The 15753-nt window shown below is 69.7% G+C and carries 17 protein-coding genes; 11 read left to right on the top strand and 6 right to left on the bottom strand.

All coding sequences use genetic code 11. From position 1 onward, the window contains the following. The first annotated feature begins 5 nt into the window (after positions 1–5). Entirely contained in the window at positions 6–884 is an 879-nt protein-coding gene (locus tag MBEBAB_RS04120) for a retroviral-like aspartic protease family protein (protein ID WP_021696676.1), read from the top strand. 84 nt (positions 885–968) lie between these two features. Here the strand turns inward: MBEBAB_RS04120 and MBEBAB_RS04125 are convergent, their stop codons facing one another. From MBEBAB_RS04125 to MBEBAB_RS04140, 4 genes are read right to left on the bottom strand one after another with little or no spacing between them, the layout of a single operon-like run. Beyond that, positions 969–2096 (bottom strand): NAD(P)/FAD-dependent oxidoreductase, encoded by a 1128-nt coding sequence (locus MBEBAB_RS04125; protein WP_045318822.1) that lies wholly within the window; start codon positions 2094–2096, stop codon positions 969–971. After that, positions 2093–3085: a KpsF/GutQ family sugar-phosphate isomerase gene (locus MBEBAB_RS04130; protein ID WP_045318823.1), complete on the bottom strand. Its 993-nt coding sequence runs from the start codon at positions 3083–3085 to the stop codon at positions 2093–2095. The genes MBEBAB_RS04125 and MBEBAB_RS04130 overlap by 4 nt, the downstream gene beginning before the upstream one ends. Positions 3086–3113: 28 nt before the next feature. Further along, on the bottom strand, positions 3114–3836 hold the full coding sequence (locus MBEBAB_RS04135) for a 3-deoxy-manno-octulosonate cytidylyltransferase (protein ID WP_021696680.1): 723 nt from the start codon (positions 3834–3836) through the stop codon (positions 3114–3116). A gap of 37 nt (positions 3837–3873) precedes the next feature. After that, positions 3874–5031 (bottom strand): serine hydrolase domain-containing protein, encoded by a 1158-nt coding sequence (locus tag MBEBAB_RS04140; RefSeq protein WP_021696681.1) that lies wholly within the window; start codon positions 5029–5031, stop codon positions 3874–3876. Between the two features lie 395 nt (positions 5032–5426). Here MBEBAB_RS04140 and MBEBAB_RS04145 point away from each other — a divergent pair, with 395 nt between their 5' ends. The 6 genes from MBEBAB_RS04145 (at position 5427) to MBEBAB_RS04165 (ending at position 11470) form a co-directional block, all read left to right on the top strand. Further along, on the top strand, positions 5427–5747 hold the full coding sequence (locus tag MBEBAB_RS04145) for a hypothetical protein (RefSeq protein WP_021696683.1): 321 nt from the start codon (positions 5427–5429) through the stop codon (positions 5745–5747). Positions 5748–5810: 63 nt separating this feature from the next. Next, a complete protein-coding gene (locus tag MBEBAB_RS15570; protein ID WP_148291431.1) occupies positions 5811–6116 on the top strand; it encodes a hypothetical protein in 306 nt (101 codons plus the stop codon). After that, positions 6113–7888: an AsmA family protein gene (locus MBEBAB_RS04150; protein ID WP_021696685.1), complete on the top strand. Its 1776-nt coding sequence runs from the start codon at positions 6113–6115 to the stop codon at positions 7886–7888. Before MBEBAB_RS15570 ends, MBEBAB_RS04150 begins: the two co-directional genes overlap by 4 nt. A 113-nt stretch (positions 7889–8001) precedes the next feature. Continuing rightward, entirely contained in the window at positions 8002–8832 is an 831-nt protein-coding gene (locus MBEBAB_RS04155; RefSeq protein WP_021696686.1) for an alpha/beta hydrolase, read from the top strand. A gap of 64 nt (positions 8833–8896) precedes the next feature. After that, complete coding sequence (locus MBEBAB_RS14975; RefSeq protein WP_021696687.1) at positions 8897–9976, top strand: hypothetical protein; 1080 nt, start codon at positions 8897–8899, stop codon at positions 9974–9976. A gap of 45 nt (positions 9977–10021) precedes the next feature. Continuing rightward, complete coding sequence (locus MBEBAB_RS04165; protein WP_021696688.1) at positions 10022–11470, top strand: AMP nucleosidase; 1449 nt, start codon at positions 10022–10024, stop codon at positions 11468–11470. A 289-nt stretch (positions 11471–11759) separates the two neighbouring features. Here MBEBAB_RS04165 and MBEBAB_RS04170 read toward each other — a convergent pair whose 3' ends face one another. After that, positions 11760–11939, bottom strand: a complete 180-nt coding sequence (locus tag MBEBAB_RS04170; RefSeq protein ID WP_045318826.1) for a hypothetical protein — start codon at positions 11937–11939, stop codon at positions 11760–11762. Continuing rightward, on the bottom strand, positions 11876–12535 hold the full coding sequence (locus MBEBAB_RS04175; protein ID WP_021696689.1) for an SAM-dependent methyltransferase: 660 nt from the start codon (positions 12533–12535) through the stop codon (positions 11876–11878). The genes MBEBAB_RS04170 and MBEBAB_RS04175 overlap by 64 nt, the downstream gene beginning before the upstream one ends. A 98-nt stretch (positions 12536–12633) precedes the next feature. Here MBEBAB_RS04175 and MBEBAB_RS04180 point away from each other — a divergent pair, with 98 nt between their 5' ends. The 4 genes from MBEBAB_RS04180 to MBEBAB_RS04195 are packed head-to-tail and all read left to right on the top strand — an operon-like array spanning position 12634 to position 15727. Next, positions 12634–13260, top strand: coding sequence for a hypothetical protein (locus MBEBAB_RS04180; protein ID WP_021696690.1), 627 nt, complete (start codon positions 12634–12636; stop codon positions 13258–13260). A gap of 3 nt (positions 13261–13263) precedes the next feature. Then, complete coding sequence (locus MBEBAB_RS04185; protein WP_021696691.1) at positions 13264–13566, top strand: winged helix-turn-helix domain-containing protein; 303 nt, start codon at positions 13264–13266, stop codon at positions 13564–13566. A gap of 19 nt (positions 13567–13585) precedes the next feature. Further along, positions 13586–14368: a tyrosine-protein phosphatase gene (locus MBEBAB_RS04190; protein WP_021696692.1), complete on the top strand. Its 783-nt coding sequence runs from the start codon at positions 13586–13588 to the stop codon at positions 14366–14368. A 3-nt stretch (positions 14369–14371) separates the two neighbouring features. Beyond that, positions 14372–15727 carry an anthranilate synthase component I family protein gene (locus tag MBEBAB_RS04195; protein WP_021696693.1) on the top strand — a complete coding sequence of 452 codons (1356 nt, stop codon included), beginning with the start codon at positions 14372–14374 and terminating at the stop codon, positions 15725–15727. The last annotated feature ends 26 nt before the right edge of the window (positions 15728–15753 follow it).

Genomic DNA, 15753 nt, shown 5'->3' on the forward strand with positions numbered 1-15753 from the left:
CCACCATGACTTTGACCAGACGAAAGGCGGCGGCGGGCCTGACGCTTCTCGGGGGCTTCACCGCTTTCGGGCGAACCGTCGCGGCGCAGGCCCCGCCTGTTGCCCAGGACGCCCCGGCCGAGCCCGCCCTGGTCCTGACGGTGGTTCCCAATCTGATCACCCGTATGGCCGTGCAGGTGATGATCGGCGATGCCGGTCCCTATCGGTTCGTGGTGGACACCGGAGCGGGCCGAACCTCCATATCCCGGGAGCTGGCCGCAGAGCTGGGCCTGGCCCCGGGTCCGCCCGTCATCGTGCACAGCATCCTGGACTCCGAGGTGACGTCGACGGCACGGGCGCCCAGCCTGTCGGTGGCCGACATCCGCGCGCGCGATCTGGTCATGCCCGTCTTCAGCCGCGCCCGTCTGGGCGTAGACGGACTGCTGGGCCTGGACGTGCTTGGCGGGCGGCGCCTGGTCTTCGATATCCTCGGCGAGGAGTTGCACATCACGCCCACCGGCTCCCGCCATCTACAGGCGCCGCGAAGCCGCCTGGGCGTGAGTGACGAGGCCGAGGTTCTGCGCGGACAACGGTGGTTCGGGGGGCTCACCATGGTCCAGGGCCGCGCCGATCGGGCGCCGGTTTCTGCGGTTCTGGACACCGGAGCCCAGTACTCCATCGGCAACCGGGCGCTCTACGATTCGATCGCGGTTCGCCGCCCGGCCACCATACAGCGCGCCATGCCGTTGACCCTGTACGGCGTGGCGGGTCAGCCCATGCAGGGGGATCTGGCCACGCTGAACGAGTTGCGGCTGGGCGGCGTCCGGATCACCAGCCTGCCGATCCTGTTCGCGGACCTGCACGTCTTTGACCTGTGGGAGGCTCAAGAGACGCGACGTTGCTGATGGGTGCGGACATCATGGGGCTGTTCAGCCGGATCATCCTCGACTTCGGGAGCGACGAGGTGACCTTTCACACGGCCTCAAGGATCAGACCGCGGATTCCGCTGTAAGCGCGTCCGCCACCGCCTCGCCGATAGCCAGGGAGCTGGTCAGACCGGGGCTCTCGATGCCGAACAGGGCCATGAGGCCGGCGACCCCGTGCACCTGGGCGCCGTCCAGCCGGAAATCGCCCTGGGGCTCGCCCGGCCCGTGCAGCTTGGGCCGGATTCCGGCGTAGTCGGGCGACAGGGCGTTCTCGGGCAGGCCCGGCCAGAAACGCCGGATGACCGCCTCGAACGCCTCGGCCCGGGCGGGATCGACGGCGTAGTCCTCAGTCTCGACGAAGGCCAGATCGGGCCCGAACACGGCCTGTCCGCCCAGATCCTTTCGGTAGTGGGTGCCCAAGGCGCCGGGGATGGGCGGCGGATAGATCAGCCGGTCGAACGGCGCCTTGCCCATCAGGCGGAAATAGACCCCCTTGCCCAGATGCCGGGCGGGGATGGCGTCCGCTGGATAGCCCTCCACCCGCGCCGCCGCTTCCTGGGCGCCCAGTCCCGCCGACAGCACCAGCAGGCGCGTGGTCAGTTCGGCGCCGGCCTCGCCGCCTGCGCACACCCGAAAACCGCCGTCCGGCAGCGGTTCGGCGGCCTCGAAGGGAGTGGCGGCGACCACCGACCCGCCCGCGTCCTCGATCTCTCCCTTCAGGGCCAGCATGTAGCCGTGGCTGTCGAACACCCCGCTCTCGGGCGACAGCAGGGCGCCGTGGCACGCCAGTTCGGGCTCCAGCGCCCGGACCTGTTCGGCGGTCAGCCGCGCCATGCCCTCTACGTCATTGGAGCGGGCCTGCTCCAGAATGGCGTCCAGACGCTCGACTTCATCGGCCGCCGTGGCCACCACCAGCTTGCCGCACTTGCGGTGGTCGATCTTGCGGCTGTCCAGATAGGGCCACAAGGCCCGACGGCCTTGAACGCAGAACCGCGCCTTCAGGGAGCCGGTGGGATAGTAGAGCCCGCCGTGGACCACCTCGGAATTGCGCGAGGAGATTCCCTGGCCGATGTCGGGTTCGCGCTCCAGCACCAGCACGGTCTGGCCCCGCTTCGCCAGCGCCCGCCCGCAGGCCAGGCCGACGGCGCCCGCGCCCACCACCACCGCGTCGAAATCGAAGGGGGTGCTCAGCTGACGTATCCCGCCTGGATCAACTCGGCGATGTGGGCCACCGCCACGGGGCGGCGGTCGTCCACCACGAACAGGTTGGCGATCTTGTTGGCGGCCAGCAGATCGATGACCTCGCTCATGCGCGCGTCCGGCGTCACGGTGATGGGGTCACGACTCATGATGTCCGCGGCCTTCAGGCTGGTGATGTCGCGAAGGAAGGCCCGGCGCACGTCGCCGTCGGTGATCATGCCGATCAGGCGGCTGTCAGACTCCACGATGGCCACGCAGCCCTGACGCCCCTTGGTGATGGCCGAGACCACCTCGGCGAAGGCCGCGCCCTCGGGCAGGGTCACCGGCGGCTCGCGCTTGTCGCCCATCCACTCGCTGACCCGCTGCAGCCGCATGCCCAGCGATCCGCCGGGATGCCTCTGCCCGAAGTCCTCGGCGGTGAAGCCGCGCTGGTCCATCAGCACCATGGCCAGGGCGTCGCCCAGCGCCAGGGTCATCAGGGTCGAGGTGGTGGGCGCCAGATTGTTGGGGCAGGCCTCGGCCACCCTGGGCATCACCAGGGGCACGGTGGACATGCGGTGCAGGAAGCTGCCCTCGCGCTGGGTCACCCCGATCACCGGGATGCCATGGCGCTGGCAGAACAGCAGCGGATCGCGCAGCTCGCGGCTCTCTCCCGATGATGAGATGGCCAGCAGGGTGCAGTCGTCGCGCAGCATGCCCAGATCGCCGTGGCTCATCTCGGCCGGATGCACGAAGAAGGCGTTGGTGCCGGTGGACGCCAGGGTGGCGGCGATCTTGCCGCCGATGTGGCCCGACTTGCCCATGCCCGTGACCACCAGATAACCGGGGCGGCCCAGGATCACGCGGCAAGCCTCCACCAGCGGTTCGCCGAGGCTGTCGCTCAGGGCGGCCAGCGCCTCGATGTTCAGGGCCATCACCTCGCGGGCGCGAGCCAGCATGGCCTTGTCTTCCGCGTGGCCGTTTGGAGTGCTCGTGTTCATGAACCGGCCATAGCCTATCCGCCCCGGTTCAGGCCAGCTTTCGCGCCGCCTCCAGGTCCGCCGGATTGTCCACCGACAGGGGCGCTTCGTCGATCACGGCGGCCCAGAGGCTCAGCCCCATCTCCAGCGCCCGCAGCTGCTCCAGCTTCTCGCGGCGCTCCAGCGGCGAGGGCGGAGCGGCGCAGAAAGCCTCCAACGCGGCGCGCCGGTAGCCGTAGACCCCCACGTGCCGCCACACCGGCCCGTCGCCGTACAGGGTGGAGCGGGTGAAGTAGAGCGCCCGACCGCTGCGTCCGGTCCCGTCCAGCGCCAGCACCGCCTTGACTACGTCGGGATTGGCCCGGTCCTCCGGCCCCGCCTCGGGCGCCACCAGGGTGGCGATGTCGCACGACGGCTCGCGCGCCATCAGTTCGGCGCACAGGCGGCTGATGGAAGGGCCCGCGAAGGGCATGTCGCCCTGCAGGTTGATGACCACGTCGTGCGCCCCGTTGGGGTCGATGGCGTCCAGGGCCGCCCGGATGCGGTCCGAGCCCGACGGCAGGTCCGGATCGGTCAGAACCGCGCGGCCGCCCGCCGCCTCCACCGCCTGCACGATCTCGGGATCGCCTGCCGCCACCGCCACCGGCAGGCCCGAGGCGGCCGCGGCCTCCCAGGCGCGCACGATCATGGGCTTGCCGCCGATGTCGGCGAGCGGCTTGTTGGGCAGGCGGGTGGCCGCCATGCGGGCGGGGATCAGGACCAGCGGATTCATGCTCCGGCGCTAGCCCCGATCCGCTCCGCCTGCAAGATCACTCATCCAGCGCCGCCGCCACGCGCGCCAGGAAGGCGTTGCGGGCCGCCGAACGGGCATTGCCCGTCGCCACCGGCCAGGCCGACAGGATCACCACCACCGCGCGGCGCTCCGGATCGATGTGGATCATCTGCCCGAAGATGCCCCGCGCCGCGAAGGTCCCGTCATCGAAGGTCCACCACTGATAGCCATAGCCCATGCCGGGCACGCCGATATCGGCCTGCCTCGAGGTCGCCTCGTCAAACCACCCCTCCGGAAGGATGGACCGGCCGTCCACGACCCCGTCCTCCAGCACCAGTTGTCCGACCCGGCCCCAGTCGCTCAGGGACGCCATCAGACAGCAGCCGGCGGCTTCCTGCCCGGCCGCGTCCACCATCCAGGCCGCGTCCCGTTCCATGCCGTAGGACCGCCAGATTTTTTCCGACAGATAGTCCGCCAGGGTCCGCCCCGTGGCCCGGCTGACCAGCAGGCCGACCAGATTTGTCTCCCCCGAGCTGTAATGCCAGCGCGTCCCCGGCTCGGCGGCCCGCGCCAGCCCGCGCATGTAATACAGGGTCGGGTCCATGCCGCCGGTCTCGCGCGGCTCGAAGAAGCGCGCCACGTCGGAGTTGGCGTCCGTGTAGTCCTCGTTCCAGGCCGCGCCCGAAGTCATGGTCAGCAACTGGCGCACCGTGACCCCGTCATAGGCCCCGCCCGCCAGTTCCGGCAGATAGCGGGTGATGGGCGTTTCAAGGCTCTCGATGTGGCCGTCGGCGATGGCGGCGCCCACCAGGGTCGAGGTCAGGGACTTGGCCACTGAAAACGAGGTCCAGCGCCCCTCCGGCCCGAAATCCAGGCCATACCGCTCCAGCCGCACCCGGCCGTCCTGAAGCACGAGCAGGCCCGCGACCTTCTCGGCCTCCATGAAGGCGTCCACGTCCAGATCCAGCGGCGCCCCCGGCGGCAGGGCGCGGACATCCCCGCCCGCCGCCACCGTGCGGTGCGGCGCGATCCGCTCCATGGCGCGGAACCCGGCCTCGCGCTCGGTCTGACTCCAGAACAGCACCTCGGACGGCCGCTCCAGCCGGGGCAGCCCATCGGAATGCGGCTCCGGCTGGAGCGCGCAGGCCGACAGAGCAAAGACGGCCATGAGGCCGAGGATAGGACGACAGCGCATGGAAACCCCCTGTTGAGGGCCGATCTATAGGCCGGGCGACGGCGCGCTGGAAACCGCAGTGGCCGGCGTGGCGCCGGCGCGGGCGTCGGCCATGACGGGAACGGCGCCGGCGCAGCTGGCGACGATCAACATGAAAAGGACGGCGAGCGGCTTCATGCCTGCAAGAGGGCCTCGATCGCCGCGCCGGATGCGTGATGACCGCGAATTCACATACTGATCAACAAAATGGCTTTTTCCACAAGGGTGTGCTAAGTGAGTGACACCCCACGCGGTTCCCGTCGACCGCCCTCGCATCCCCGGCCCTTTTCGCCGCCTGCGCGCCTGAACCCTGAAGAGGGCGGCCGCGCGACGGTGTTTCTACCCTTGGACCGGCGTCAGACCCGAAAGGACAAACGATGGTCGAAGAAGGCTTCGTTCAACTCTACGTTCGCGATTTCGCCGCCATGGCCGCCCGCGCCGACGGCGGCCAGGACGTGGAGGAGGCGCTGACGCGTCGTGTCCGCGAACTGAAGTCTCACGCCGAACTGATGGACCGTCGCAAGACCCCCGGCCACCAGGCGGCGGTGGCCGAGCGCCTGATCTCTGAGTCCGAACGCACCCACGTGCGTCACGGCCGCATCGGCCCGGATGACGTGGAGGCGCTGGAGCGCCGCCGGGACTTCCTGCTGCGCGTCGCTGAAATGCTGCGCGAGGATCAGGCCGAACTGGCCGCCTGACCACTTTTCCCGCCACCAAATCAACGGTGAAGCGTTCCCGGTCGTCATACCCGGGAACACACCGTGAAATTTCCTGACTGGAACCGCCTCAGAGCCGACGCCGCTTCACGCGGTCGTCGGCTTTTGACGTCCGGGCGCTCGCGTTTCCACACGAGCCGCGCCTGGGTCTCCGCCAATGACCCCGTCTGGAAGGCCTGGCGCAGGCCCGGCAGGGCGGAGACGATTTCGGGCGCTGTGGCGGGCGTGCTGGTCCTGGCCGTGGTCCTGACCCTGGCCCTGTTCGACTGGAACCATCTGCGCGGGCCATCGGCCGCTGGGCCTCGGACAAATACGAGCGCGACATCAGCATCGACGGCGATCTGGACGTGACCCTGTTCGGCTGGACGCCATCCGTAGCGGTCGAAGATCTGCGCATCGGCGGACCGGACTGGGCCGATGAAGACGATACGCTGCGGGTGGGCCGCTTCGAAGGCTCGGCGCGCTTGCAACGGCTGCTGGCCGGACAGCTCGAACTGACCCGCGCCGTGGTGATCGAGCCGGAAATCGTGCTCATCGTCCACGAGGACGGCCGCCGCAGCTGGGTCATGGACGACACCGGCCCGGACGAACCCACCCGCTTGCCCCTGATCGAGCGCCTGTTGATCCGCGACGGCCGGGTGCGGGTGGATGAGCGGGGACGCGGTCTGACCCTGGATGCGGCCATCGACGCCCGCGAACTGGCCGAGGGTGTCGGCGACGAGGATGAACGCTCCGGCTTCCGTCTGGAAGGCGAGGGCGCCCTGAACGGCCAGCCGCTGACCCTGCGCGTTCTGGGCGAGCCCTTCGTCCAGTTGCGCCGGGACCGGCCCTGGCGCTTCCGTGCCGAACTGACCGGCGCGGGCAGCGAACTGGAGGCCCGCGGCCAGATCACCCGCCCCTTCGACCTCAGCCATTTCACCGCCGACCTGTCCCTGTCCGGCCCCGACCTGGCGAACCTGTATCTGATCACCGGCGTGGTGACGCCCAACACGCCGCCCTACAGCCTCGAAGGCGACCTGGCCCGCGACGACAGCCTGTGGACCTTCAATGAGGTGACCGGCCGGGTGGGCGACAGCGATCTGTCGGGCGATGTCAGCGTCGACCGGGTCGACGACCGTCTGCGGGTGGAGGCGGATCTGCGCAGTCGGTCGCTGGATCTTGACGACCTGTTCGCCGTTCTGGGCGCGCCGCCGGACCCGACCGAAACCGCCTCGCCCGAGCAGCGCGCTCGCGCCGGGGCCATGCGCGCCCAGGCGCGCCTGCTGCCCGACGCGCCCCTACGCACCGAGCGGCTGCGCACCATGGACGGCCGACTGGATTTTCGCGCCGACGAGGTGAAGCACAACGACCTGGCCGTCACGGCGGTCAGCCTGGGCGCCGCGCTGGAGGACGGCATCCTGGGCCTGGACCCCATCGCCTTCGCCTTTGCACAAGGGGAGCTGAACGGCACGGCCCGCATCGACGCCACGGGCGACGTTCCCCAATCCACCGTCGACCTCCGGCTGGCGGGCTATCCGCTGGAGGCCGTCATCCCCGCCCGCGACGGCCAGCCGACGGTCACGGGCCGAGCCCTGGGACGGGTCCGGCTGCAGGGGCCGGGCGCCTCCATCGCCGACTTCGCGGCCCGCTCCCGGGGGACCATCACGGTGGTGGTCCCGCAAGGCCAGATGCGCGAGGCCTTTGCCGAGCTGCTGGGAATCAATGTCGGGCGCGGTCTGCGCCTGCTCCTGTCCGACGACCAGCGCACCACGCCGATCCGCTGCGCCGTGGCCAGTTTCGATGTTCGGGACGGCATCGGCACGGCCTCGACCTTCATCATCGACACCGATGTGGTGCTGGCCCAGGGGGAAGGGACCCTGAACCTGCGAAACGAACGGCTGGACATCCGCATCGACGGCGAAAGCAAGAAGCCGCGCCTGCTGCGCGTCTGGTCGCCCATCACCGTCTCGGGCCCGATCCGGTCCCCTTCGGTGGGCGTTGACGAGGCCGCCATCGCCGGCCAGGTGGGCCTGATCGCCGCCATCGGGGCGCTGGTGGCGCCGGTCGCGGGGGTGCTGGGGCTGATCGAGCCGGGGCTGGCTGAGGACGCCAACTGCGGCGCCCTGATCAGTCAGGCCCGTTGATCCGGCGTCGTTGTCCTGACGTCCGACCCGGACCGTCGCAACCCGCGCCGGATGACGCGCGTATCTGACCTGAAGCTTTGACACGGACGCCCATGACTCGACGTGGATTCCTCATGCCCGCCCTTGCCGGCCTCATGGCCGGCTGCTCCCCGCTGGGCGCCCTCAACGCCCTGGGTCCCCGGGACAGCGGCGCGGGCCGGGTGGCCCGGGGCCTGGCCTACGGGTCCGAAGACCGCCAGCGCTTCGACCTGTTCGCCCCCGCCGACGGGGCGGACCTGCCCGTGGTGGTGTTCTTCTACGGCGGCGGCTGGGATTCCGGATCGAGGGACGTCTACGGCTGGGCGGCGCAGGCCCTGGCCGCGCGCGGTTTTCTGGTGGCCCTGCCGGACTATCGCCTGTCGCCGGACGTCCATTTCCCGGCGTTCATCGAGGACGCGGCCCTGGCCACGGCGGCGGCGGCGGATGTGGCGGCGCGGCACGGCGGCGACCCGGCGCGGCTGGCGGTCAGCGGCCATTCGGCGGGCGCGCACCTGGCCATGATGATCACCCTGGACCCGCGCTACATGGCGGGTGTGGAGCGGCCGGACCTGATCAGGGCCGCAGCGGGTCTGGCCGGGCCCTACGACTTCCTGCCCTTCGACGTGGCCGCCAGCCGCAACGCCTTCGGCCGCACCCCGGACCCGACCCTGACCCAGCCGGTCACTTTCGCCCGCGCTGACGCCCCGCCCGTCTGGCTGGCCCACGGGACCGAGGACAGCACGGTGCACGCCGAGGACTCCGAGATCCTGCACGCCCGCCTGTCGGAGCTGGGCGCGCCCTCGACATTGCGCCTCTATGAGGGGCTGAACCACGCCGATCTGATCGCGACCTTCTCGCCCCTGTTCCGCCGCAAGGCCCCGGTGCTGGATGACATGGCGGCGTTCCTGAGCGGGGTCCTGACCTGATCGTCAGCTTGCGTCAGCGGCCTTTTCGTCGCGGAATGGCCAGGATGGGATCGGGAGGCCGGGCATGAGGGCATGGATTGCGGGACTGGCGGGGGCGGCCGCGCTGGCGCTGGGGATCGGCGCGGCCGCCGCCCAACCGGCGCCGTCGGACCTGGAGGCCGCCTTCGAAGCGGCACGAACCGCCAGCGCGGTCCCGCTGTCTCTGGACCGCGAGCAGGCGGACTGGCGCGAGTACGGCGATCGGAGCCCCGACGGCCTGGCGGCCCGGATAGATGAGCTGACCGAGCGAGCCGCGCGCGACCGCGCCGCCTGGGCCCTGCGGACAACGCCCGCCTTGATGGCTGATGGCTGTGTGCCCATAGCCCTGAGCGACTGCCACACCGTGTCAGGGGGCTATGTGGCCCGGCGCGACGGCCCGACCCTGTACTGGCAGCTCCAGCGCGGTTTCACTGAGGCGGATGGCGTCGGGGGCGGTTTCGTCCTGCTTCAGCTTGAGACGGACGGGATCACCCTGCGGCCCGTCGCCTGGGACTACGCCGGCTACATTTATGGCCAGCCCGAATGGGCGGGGGATGAGGGCGAGGGCGTCGTGCACGTGGCGGTCCCCGGCGTGCACGGCGGCACCGGCGCGCACAACGCCGACGTGATTTTCCGCCTGACGGATGATGCCGACAGGCCCTTGCGTCAGATCGACAACTTCACCTGGCGGGAGGGTCTGGGCGCCCGGCTGCCGCAAGGGCTGGAGGTGTGGAAAGGGGTCAATTTCGCCTACGAGGCCCTGATGGCCGACACGGCGCTCTGGCGCACCAGCGACGCCAACTGCTGCCCCACCGGCGGCGAGGCCTATCTGGATTTCGAGATTCGCGATGACCGCCTGACCCTGACCGGCGTTCAGGTGAATGACGCGCTCACGAGCCTCGCCCAACAGGTTCCGGCCGGCGTCTTCGCCTGGGTCCAGCGGCGCATGGCCTGCGACCACTGGGGCGGGGAGGAGCCGTATGACGCCGAGCGCGCGGCCCAGATCGAGGCGGCGCTGTCCGAGGCCCGTTGCGACGCCCTGGAGACGGATGGTCAGACCCTGCGCCGCACCCACGCCGACGATGACGCCGTGCTCGCCATCCTCGCCCGCGCCGAGGCGATGTAGCGCGCCGCGTCTCGCCATCGTCACGCTTGCCCGCTAGACTGGGTCATGACCGAGACCATGACCATCGAGGCGGTGCTGGACCGCCTGCAAGACCTTTATTCCAGCTCCGTCGGCAATCTGCGTGAAGCCGTCAAACAGTTCCTCGACAGCGGCGCCCTGCCCGACCCCGACGCTCGCGCCCAGGGCCTGTTCGCCTATCCCGAGCTGAGGGTCAGCTGGCGCGGCGAGCGCCCCGGCGATCTGGAGCCCCGCGCCTTCGCCCGCCTGTCGCGGCCCGGCGACTATGCCGCCACCATCACCCGGCCGGACTTGTTCCGCTCCTACATCCGCGAGCAGCTGGAGCTGCTTGAAGCCGACTACGGCGCGACCTTCGCGGTGGTCGCTTCACGTCAGGAGATCCCGTTCCCCTATGTGATGGACGGCTCGGGGGTGACGCTGGACCGCACCATGACCTCGGCCATCGCCCGCTACTTCCCCACCACCGAGCTGGCCCATATCGGCGACGAGATCGCCGACGGCCTGTTCGATCCGGCCGCGGGCGCCTTCCCCCTGTCGCACTTCGACGGGCTGCGGACCGACTTCTCCCTGGCGCGGTTGAAGCACTACACGGGCGCCCCGGTGGACGACATTCAGTCCTTCATCCTGTTCACCAACTACCACCGCTATGTGGACGAGTTCGTGCGCTGGGCCTGTGCACAGCTGGCCGACCCGGACAGCCCCTACGAAACCCTCTCCTGTGCCGGGGGGGTGGTGGTGACCCGGGATGATCCGGACGCCGACGCGGCCCTGTCGGACGGCGCATGGCGCCGCCACCAGATGCCGGCCTGGCACCTGACCGCGCCCGGCTGGCGCGGCGTGACCCTGGTGAACATCGGCGTGGGGCCCTCCAACGCCAAGACCATCACCGACCACCTGGCTGTGACCCGGCCCCACGCCTGGCTGATGATCGGCCACTGCGGCGGCCTGCGCGCCAGCCAGTCCATCGGCGACTATGTGCTGGCCCACGCCTATCTGCGCGACGACCATGTGCTGGACGCGGTGCTGCCGCCGGACATCCCGATCCCCTCCATCGCCGAGGTCCAGCGCGCCCTGTACGACGCCACCAAGTCCGTTTCGGGCATGCCGGGCGAACAGGTGAAGCGGCGCTTGCGCACGGGCACGGTGGTCACCACCGACGATCGCAATTGGGAGCTGCGCTATTCCCGCTCGGCCCTGCGCTTCAACCAGAGCCGGGCCGTGGCCATCGACATGGAGAGCGCCACCATCGCCGCCCAGGGCTACCGCTTCCGCGTGCCCTACGGCACCCTGCTGTGCGTGTCCGACAAGCCCTTGCACGGCGAGATCAAGCTGCCCGGCCAGGCCAACCGCTTCTACGAGGGCTCCATCTCCGAGCACCTGCAGATCGGCATCGAGGCGGTAGCCCTGCTGCGTCAGGAAGGCCTCGGCCTGCACTCCCGCAAGCTCCGCGCCTTCGACGAGCCGCCTTTCAGGTAAAGAGCCCTAACGCTCGCCGCGCGGCGGCTCGCTGCTTGAGGGCGGTTTGGGCCCTGCCGTTCGCAGCGCAGGGCCTCGCTGTTCAAGGGCTCAACATTAAATTTGCGCCCACCGCTTTCGCCCCGGTCTATGATGGGGCTTGCGACCAGGGAGGGCCATTTCAGACAATTCAGACTATTCGCACCCTGTTTTTTTGAGTCCGGAGTCCGAAATTCCGGCGCCGCTCTGAAGCCCGCGCGCTCAAGCAGCGAGCCGCCGCGCGGCGAGCGATAGTGCGTCAAGGATGCGCTCAAGCAGCGAGCCGCCGCGCGGCGAGCGGTAGCGCTCTAAAGAGATACAAACCGAAGCCGAAGACGCGGAAACCTTCGGTCTCGAACATCGCCTTCTGCATATCCGCGCGGGCGATCAGGCGCGGCGCCTCCGGCGCCTCGGGGTGGGCGGCGGCCCAGGCGCGGACGGCGGCGTCCATGGTGTCGATGTAGGTGCGCCATTCCTCATCGGTGCTGTGCCGGACATGGACGACGCGCCATCCGGCCTGTTCGGCGGCCGTACGCAACCCGCGTCGGTCTGGTAGCTGTTGGTCATCTCGACGATCTGGCGAAGCGGCGCGCTGGGCTCGGCCTTCCAGAACGGTTCGCCCCAGAGCAGGCGCCCGCCGGGCGCCACCGCGTTCTTCAGCCGCGCGAAGACGGCGACCGGATCGCGCAGGCCCGGCGCTGCGGCGTCCGTGGCGCCCAGCACCGTGATCAGGTCCGGCAGGGGCGCATGGTCCAGAACCTCGCTGGAATCCCGGACCAGCAGCTCGACCCGCTCCCCCTGTCCGGAGGCGGCGATGCGTCGGGAGGCAAGAGCGGCCATGACGGGATCGCGCTCCACCGCCCGAACCTTCAGGCCGAAGTCGCGCGCCAGGCCGATGGCGACAGTGGCGTTGCCGGCGCCCAGATCCAGCGCCAACGCGCCGGGTTTCAGCCCCGCCGCAGCGACGGCCTCGCGCACCGCGTCCCAGGACACGGCGTTGCAGACCTCCAGCGCCTCATAGGCGATATGGTTGAAGTTCACGGCCATGAGGCGGGCTTGCACCGGGTACCGGAGAGACACCACGAGAAAGCACTTTACATCTTAAAGCAAATTGATAAGGTCAGCCCATCCAAGGGAGAGGCTCCATGACCGACGACCACAGCAAGTCCATACACGACGACATCGCCTATATGCGCGGCTTGGCCGATGAAGGGCGTCACGCGCCCCTGCTCAGCGGGCCCGTGATGGTCGCGGCGGGCGTGATCTTCGGCTTGGCCAGCCTCGGCCAATGGGCCATCGTGACCGAGGTGCTGGTCGTCGACCCCATGGCCCAACTCTGGCTGTGGCTCGCCGCCGGCGGCGCCTTCGCCGTAGCTCTCACCCTTCTGATCCGGCGCCAGCAGGCCAAGCCCGGCTTCTATTCTCCCGGCAACAAGGCGGTGGGGGCCGCCTGGACGGCGGTGGGTTTCGGCATCTTCGCCATGTGGGTCGCCTTCATGGCCGTCGGATTCAGTTCCGGCGACTGGACGCTCATGCGCGCCATGCCGATCGTGGTCTTCGCCGCCTACGGCTCGGCCTGGATGGTGGCGGGCGCGATGTCGGACGCCGGCTGGATGAAGGGCGTGGCTCTGCTCGCCTATGGTGGCGCGGTTCTGCTGGGCGTGTTCGCCGACAGTACGTGGGGGTATCTGGTGTTTGCGGGCCTGATGGTCTTCGTCGCCCTGCTCCCCGGCCTGGCCCTGATGCGCCAAGAACCCTCGGACGTGGTCTGACCCATGGCCGACGATTTCCAGATCGCCGACATCGACGAGGTCATTCACGGGCGGGTGCGCCTGGGGATCATGGCCTATCTGTCCGGCGCGGACATGGCCGACTTCAACGAGCTGAAGACGCGGCTGCAGGTCACCGACGGCAATCTGTCGGTGCATCTGAGAAAGCTCGAGGACGCCGGCTTCGTGGAGGTGCTCAAGAGCTTCCAGGGCCGCCGCCCCCTGACCCGCGCCCGCCTGACCGATACGGGGCGCAAGGCCTTCGTCGACTATCTGGACGCCATGGCCCGTCTGGTGGAGCAGCGATAGGGCGCCTATAGACAGGGGCATGACCTCCTCACGCCTTCATCGCTTCGACGCCGTCGAGAATTTCCGCGACTACGGCGACTACGCCACCGCTGCGGGGCGGCGGGTGCGCGGCGGCGTCCTGTTTCGGTCGGGACACCATGCCCGGGCGTCCGATGCAGACGTGGCGCGGCTGGATGCCCTGGGTGTCGCCACGGTTGTGGACCTGCGACGGGCTTCGGAACGCCGGGCCCAACCGTCAAAGCGGCCTGCCGGATTTTCGGGACAGGTGATCGAGTGGGAGCAGGTCGATGACGGCGAGGCCCCGCACATAACCTTCCTGAAGACCTCACCCCTGACCGAGGACGCCGGACGGGCCTTCATGATGCGGACCTATCGCCGCCTGCCGTTCGAAGACGCGCACCTGGACCTGTTCCGCCGCTATTTCCACGCCTTGGGCGACAGCGACGGGCCGGTGTTGATCCACTGCGCCGCGGGCAAGGACCGCACAGGCCTTCTGGCCGCCCTGACCCATCACCTGCTGGGCGTCGGCCACGACGAGATGATGGAGGACTATCTGCTGACCAACCATGCGGTGGATCTGGAAGGCCGCGCCCCGGCTGTGGCGAAACAGCTTGAAACCTGGACCGGACGCCCGGCCTCCCACGCGGCGGTGGTCGCGTTCCTGGGCGTCGAGCCTGACTATCTGGACGCCGCCATTGAAGCGATGGTCCAGACCCACGGCTCCATCGACGGCTATCTGGAGCAGGCCCTGGGCCTGGACGCGGCCTTGCGCGACCGCATCGGCGAGCGGTTGTCGGCCTGAGCCATGGCGGGTCTGTCGCTGGCCCTGATCGAACGGGACTGGATTGACCCGCTGCACGTGGCGGCGGGGCTGGACGACGTCGAAGGTCGCCTGATCCTGCTGTCAGATGGCGGGCCGAACGCCCGCTGGTCCTATGTGGCCGCCGAGCCGACGCGGGTGGAACGAGTCCCAAGGGCGGCCCCGGGTCCCTTCGATCGCATCGGCGCGCTGCTCGGCGAGCGGGCGGTGACACCCCCGGGTGCGCCGCCCTTCACCGGCGGGGTCGTCGGACTGGCCAGCTACGATCTGGACGCGCCCGAGGCGACGCTGGGCGGCGACGATCAGGACTGGCCCGGCCTGACTCTGGCCCGTCATGACGCGGTGCTCGCCTTCGATCATCACCACCGACGCGTGATCGCCGCAGGGCGGGGCGAGGACCCCGAACGCGCCGCCCATGCCGCAGACCGCGCCCTGCGTTGGCTGGCCGGCGCCCGCACGCCCGCGCCGGCGCCCGCCCCCCTGGCCGACGCTTTCACCTCTGAAAGACCCGCACAGGCCTACCGCGACGCTGTGGCCGATGTGGTCCGGCGCATCGCGGCGGGCGAGATCTTTCAGGCCAACATCGCCCGCGCCTGGACCGGAATGCTGGCCGAAAGCGCAGAGCCGTTCGATCTGTTCGTGCGGCTGGCCGGCGCCAGCCCGGCGCCCTACGCGGCCTTCTGGGAGCTGGGCGACCATGTGCTGGCGTCCAACTCGCCCGAATCCTTCCTCAGCGTGCGCGACGGCCGGATCACCGCCCGGCCCATCAAGGGCACACGCCCGCGCGGCTCGACCCCGCAAGAAGACGCGGCGCTGAAGGCTGAACTTCTGGCCAGCGCCAAGGACCGGGCCGAGAACCTGATGATCGTGGATCTGATGCGCAACGACCTGTCGCGGGTCTGCACGCCCGGAAGCGTCACGGCTCCGGACCTGTTCCGGCTCGAGACCTTCGCCAATGTCCACCATCTGGTGTCCACGGTTCAGGGCCGACTGGCCCCGGACATGGGCTCCGCAGAGGTGATGTCCGCGACCTTCCCGCCCGGCTCCATCACCGGCGCGCCCAAACACCAGGCGATGCAGGTCATCGCCTGCCACGAGGCAGCGCGTGGGCCGTGGTGCGGCAGCCTGTTCCTGGCCGGGTTTGATGGGTCGCTGGAGGCCTCGGTCCTGATCCGGACCGTGGCGCTGCGCCGCGCGGCCGACGGCTGGCGCTTCCGCACGCTCGCGGGGGCGGGAATCGTGGCGGACAGCGACCCGGACGCCGAACTGGCCGAGACGGACGCCAAGATCGCCAGCATACGCCACGCCCTCATGGACCATCCCGCGCCTTGGACGCTATGATAAGTACGGGGGCCTGATCAGGAGTT

The sequence above is a fragment of the Brevundimonas abyssalis TAR-001 genome, from assembly GCF_000466985.1.
Taxonomy (GTDB): domain Bacteria; phylum Pseudomonadota; class Alphaproteobacteria; order Caulobacterales; family Caulobacteraceae; genus Brevundimonas; species Brevundimonas abyssalis.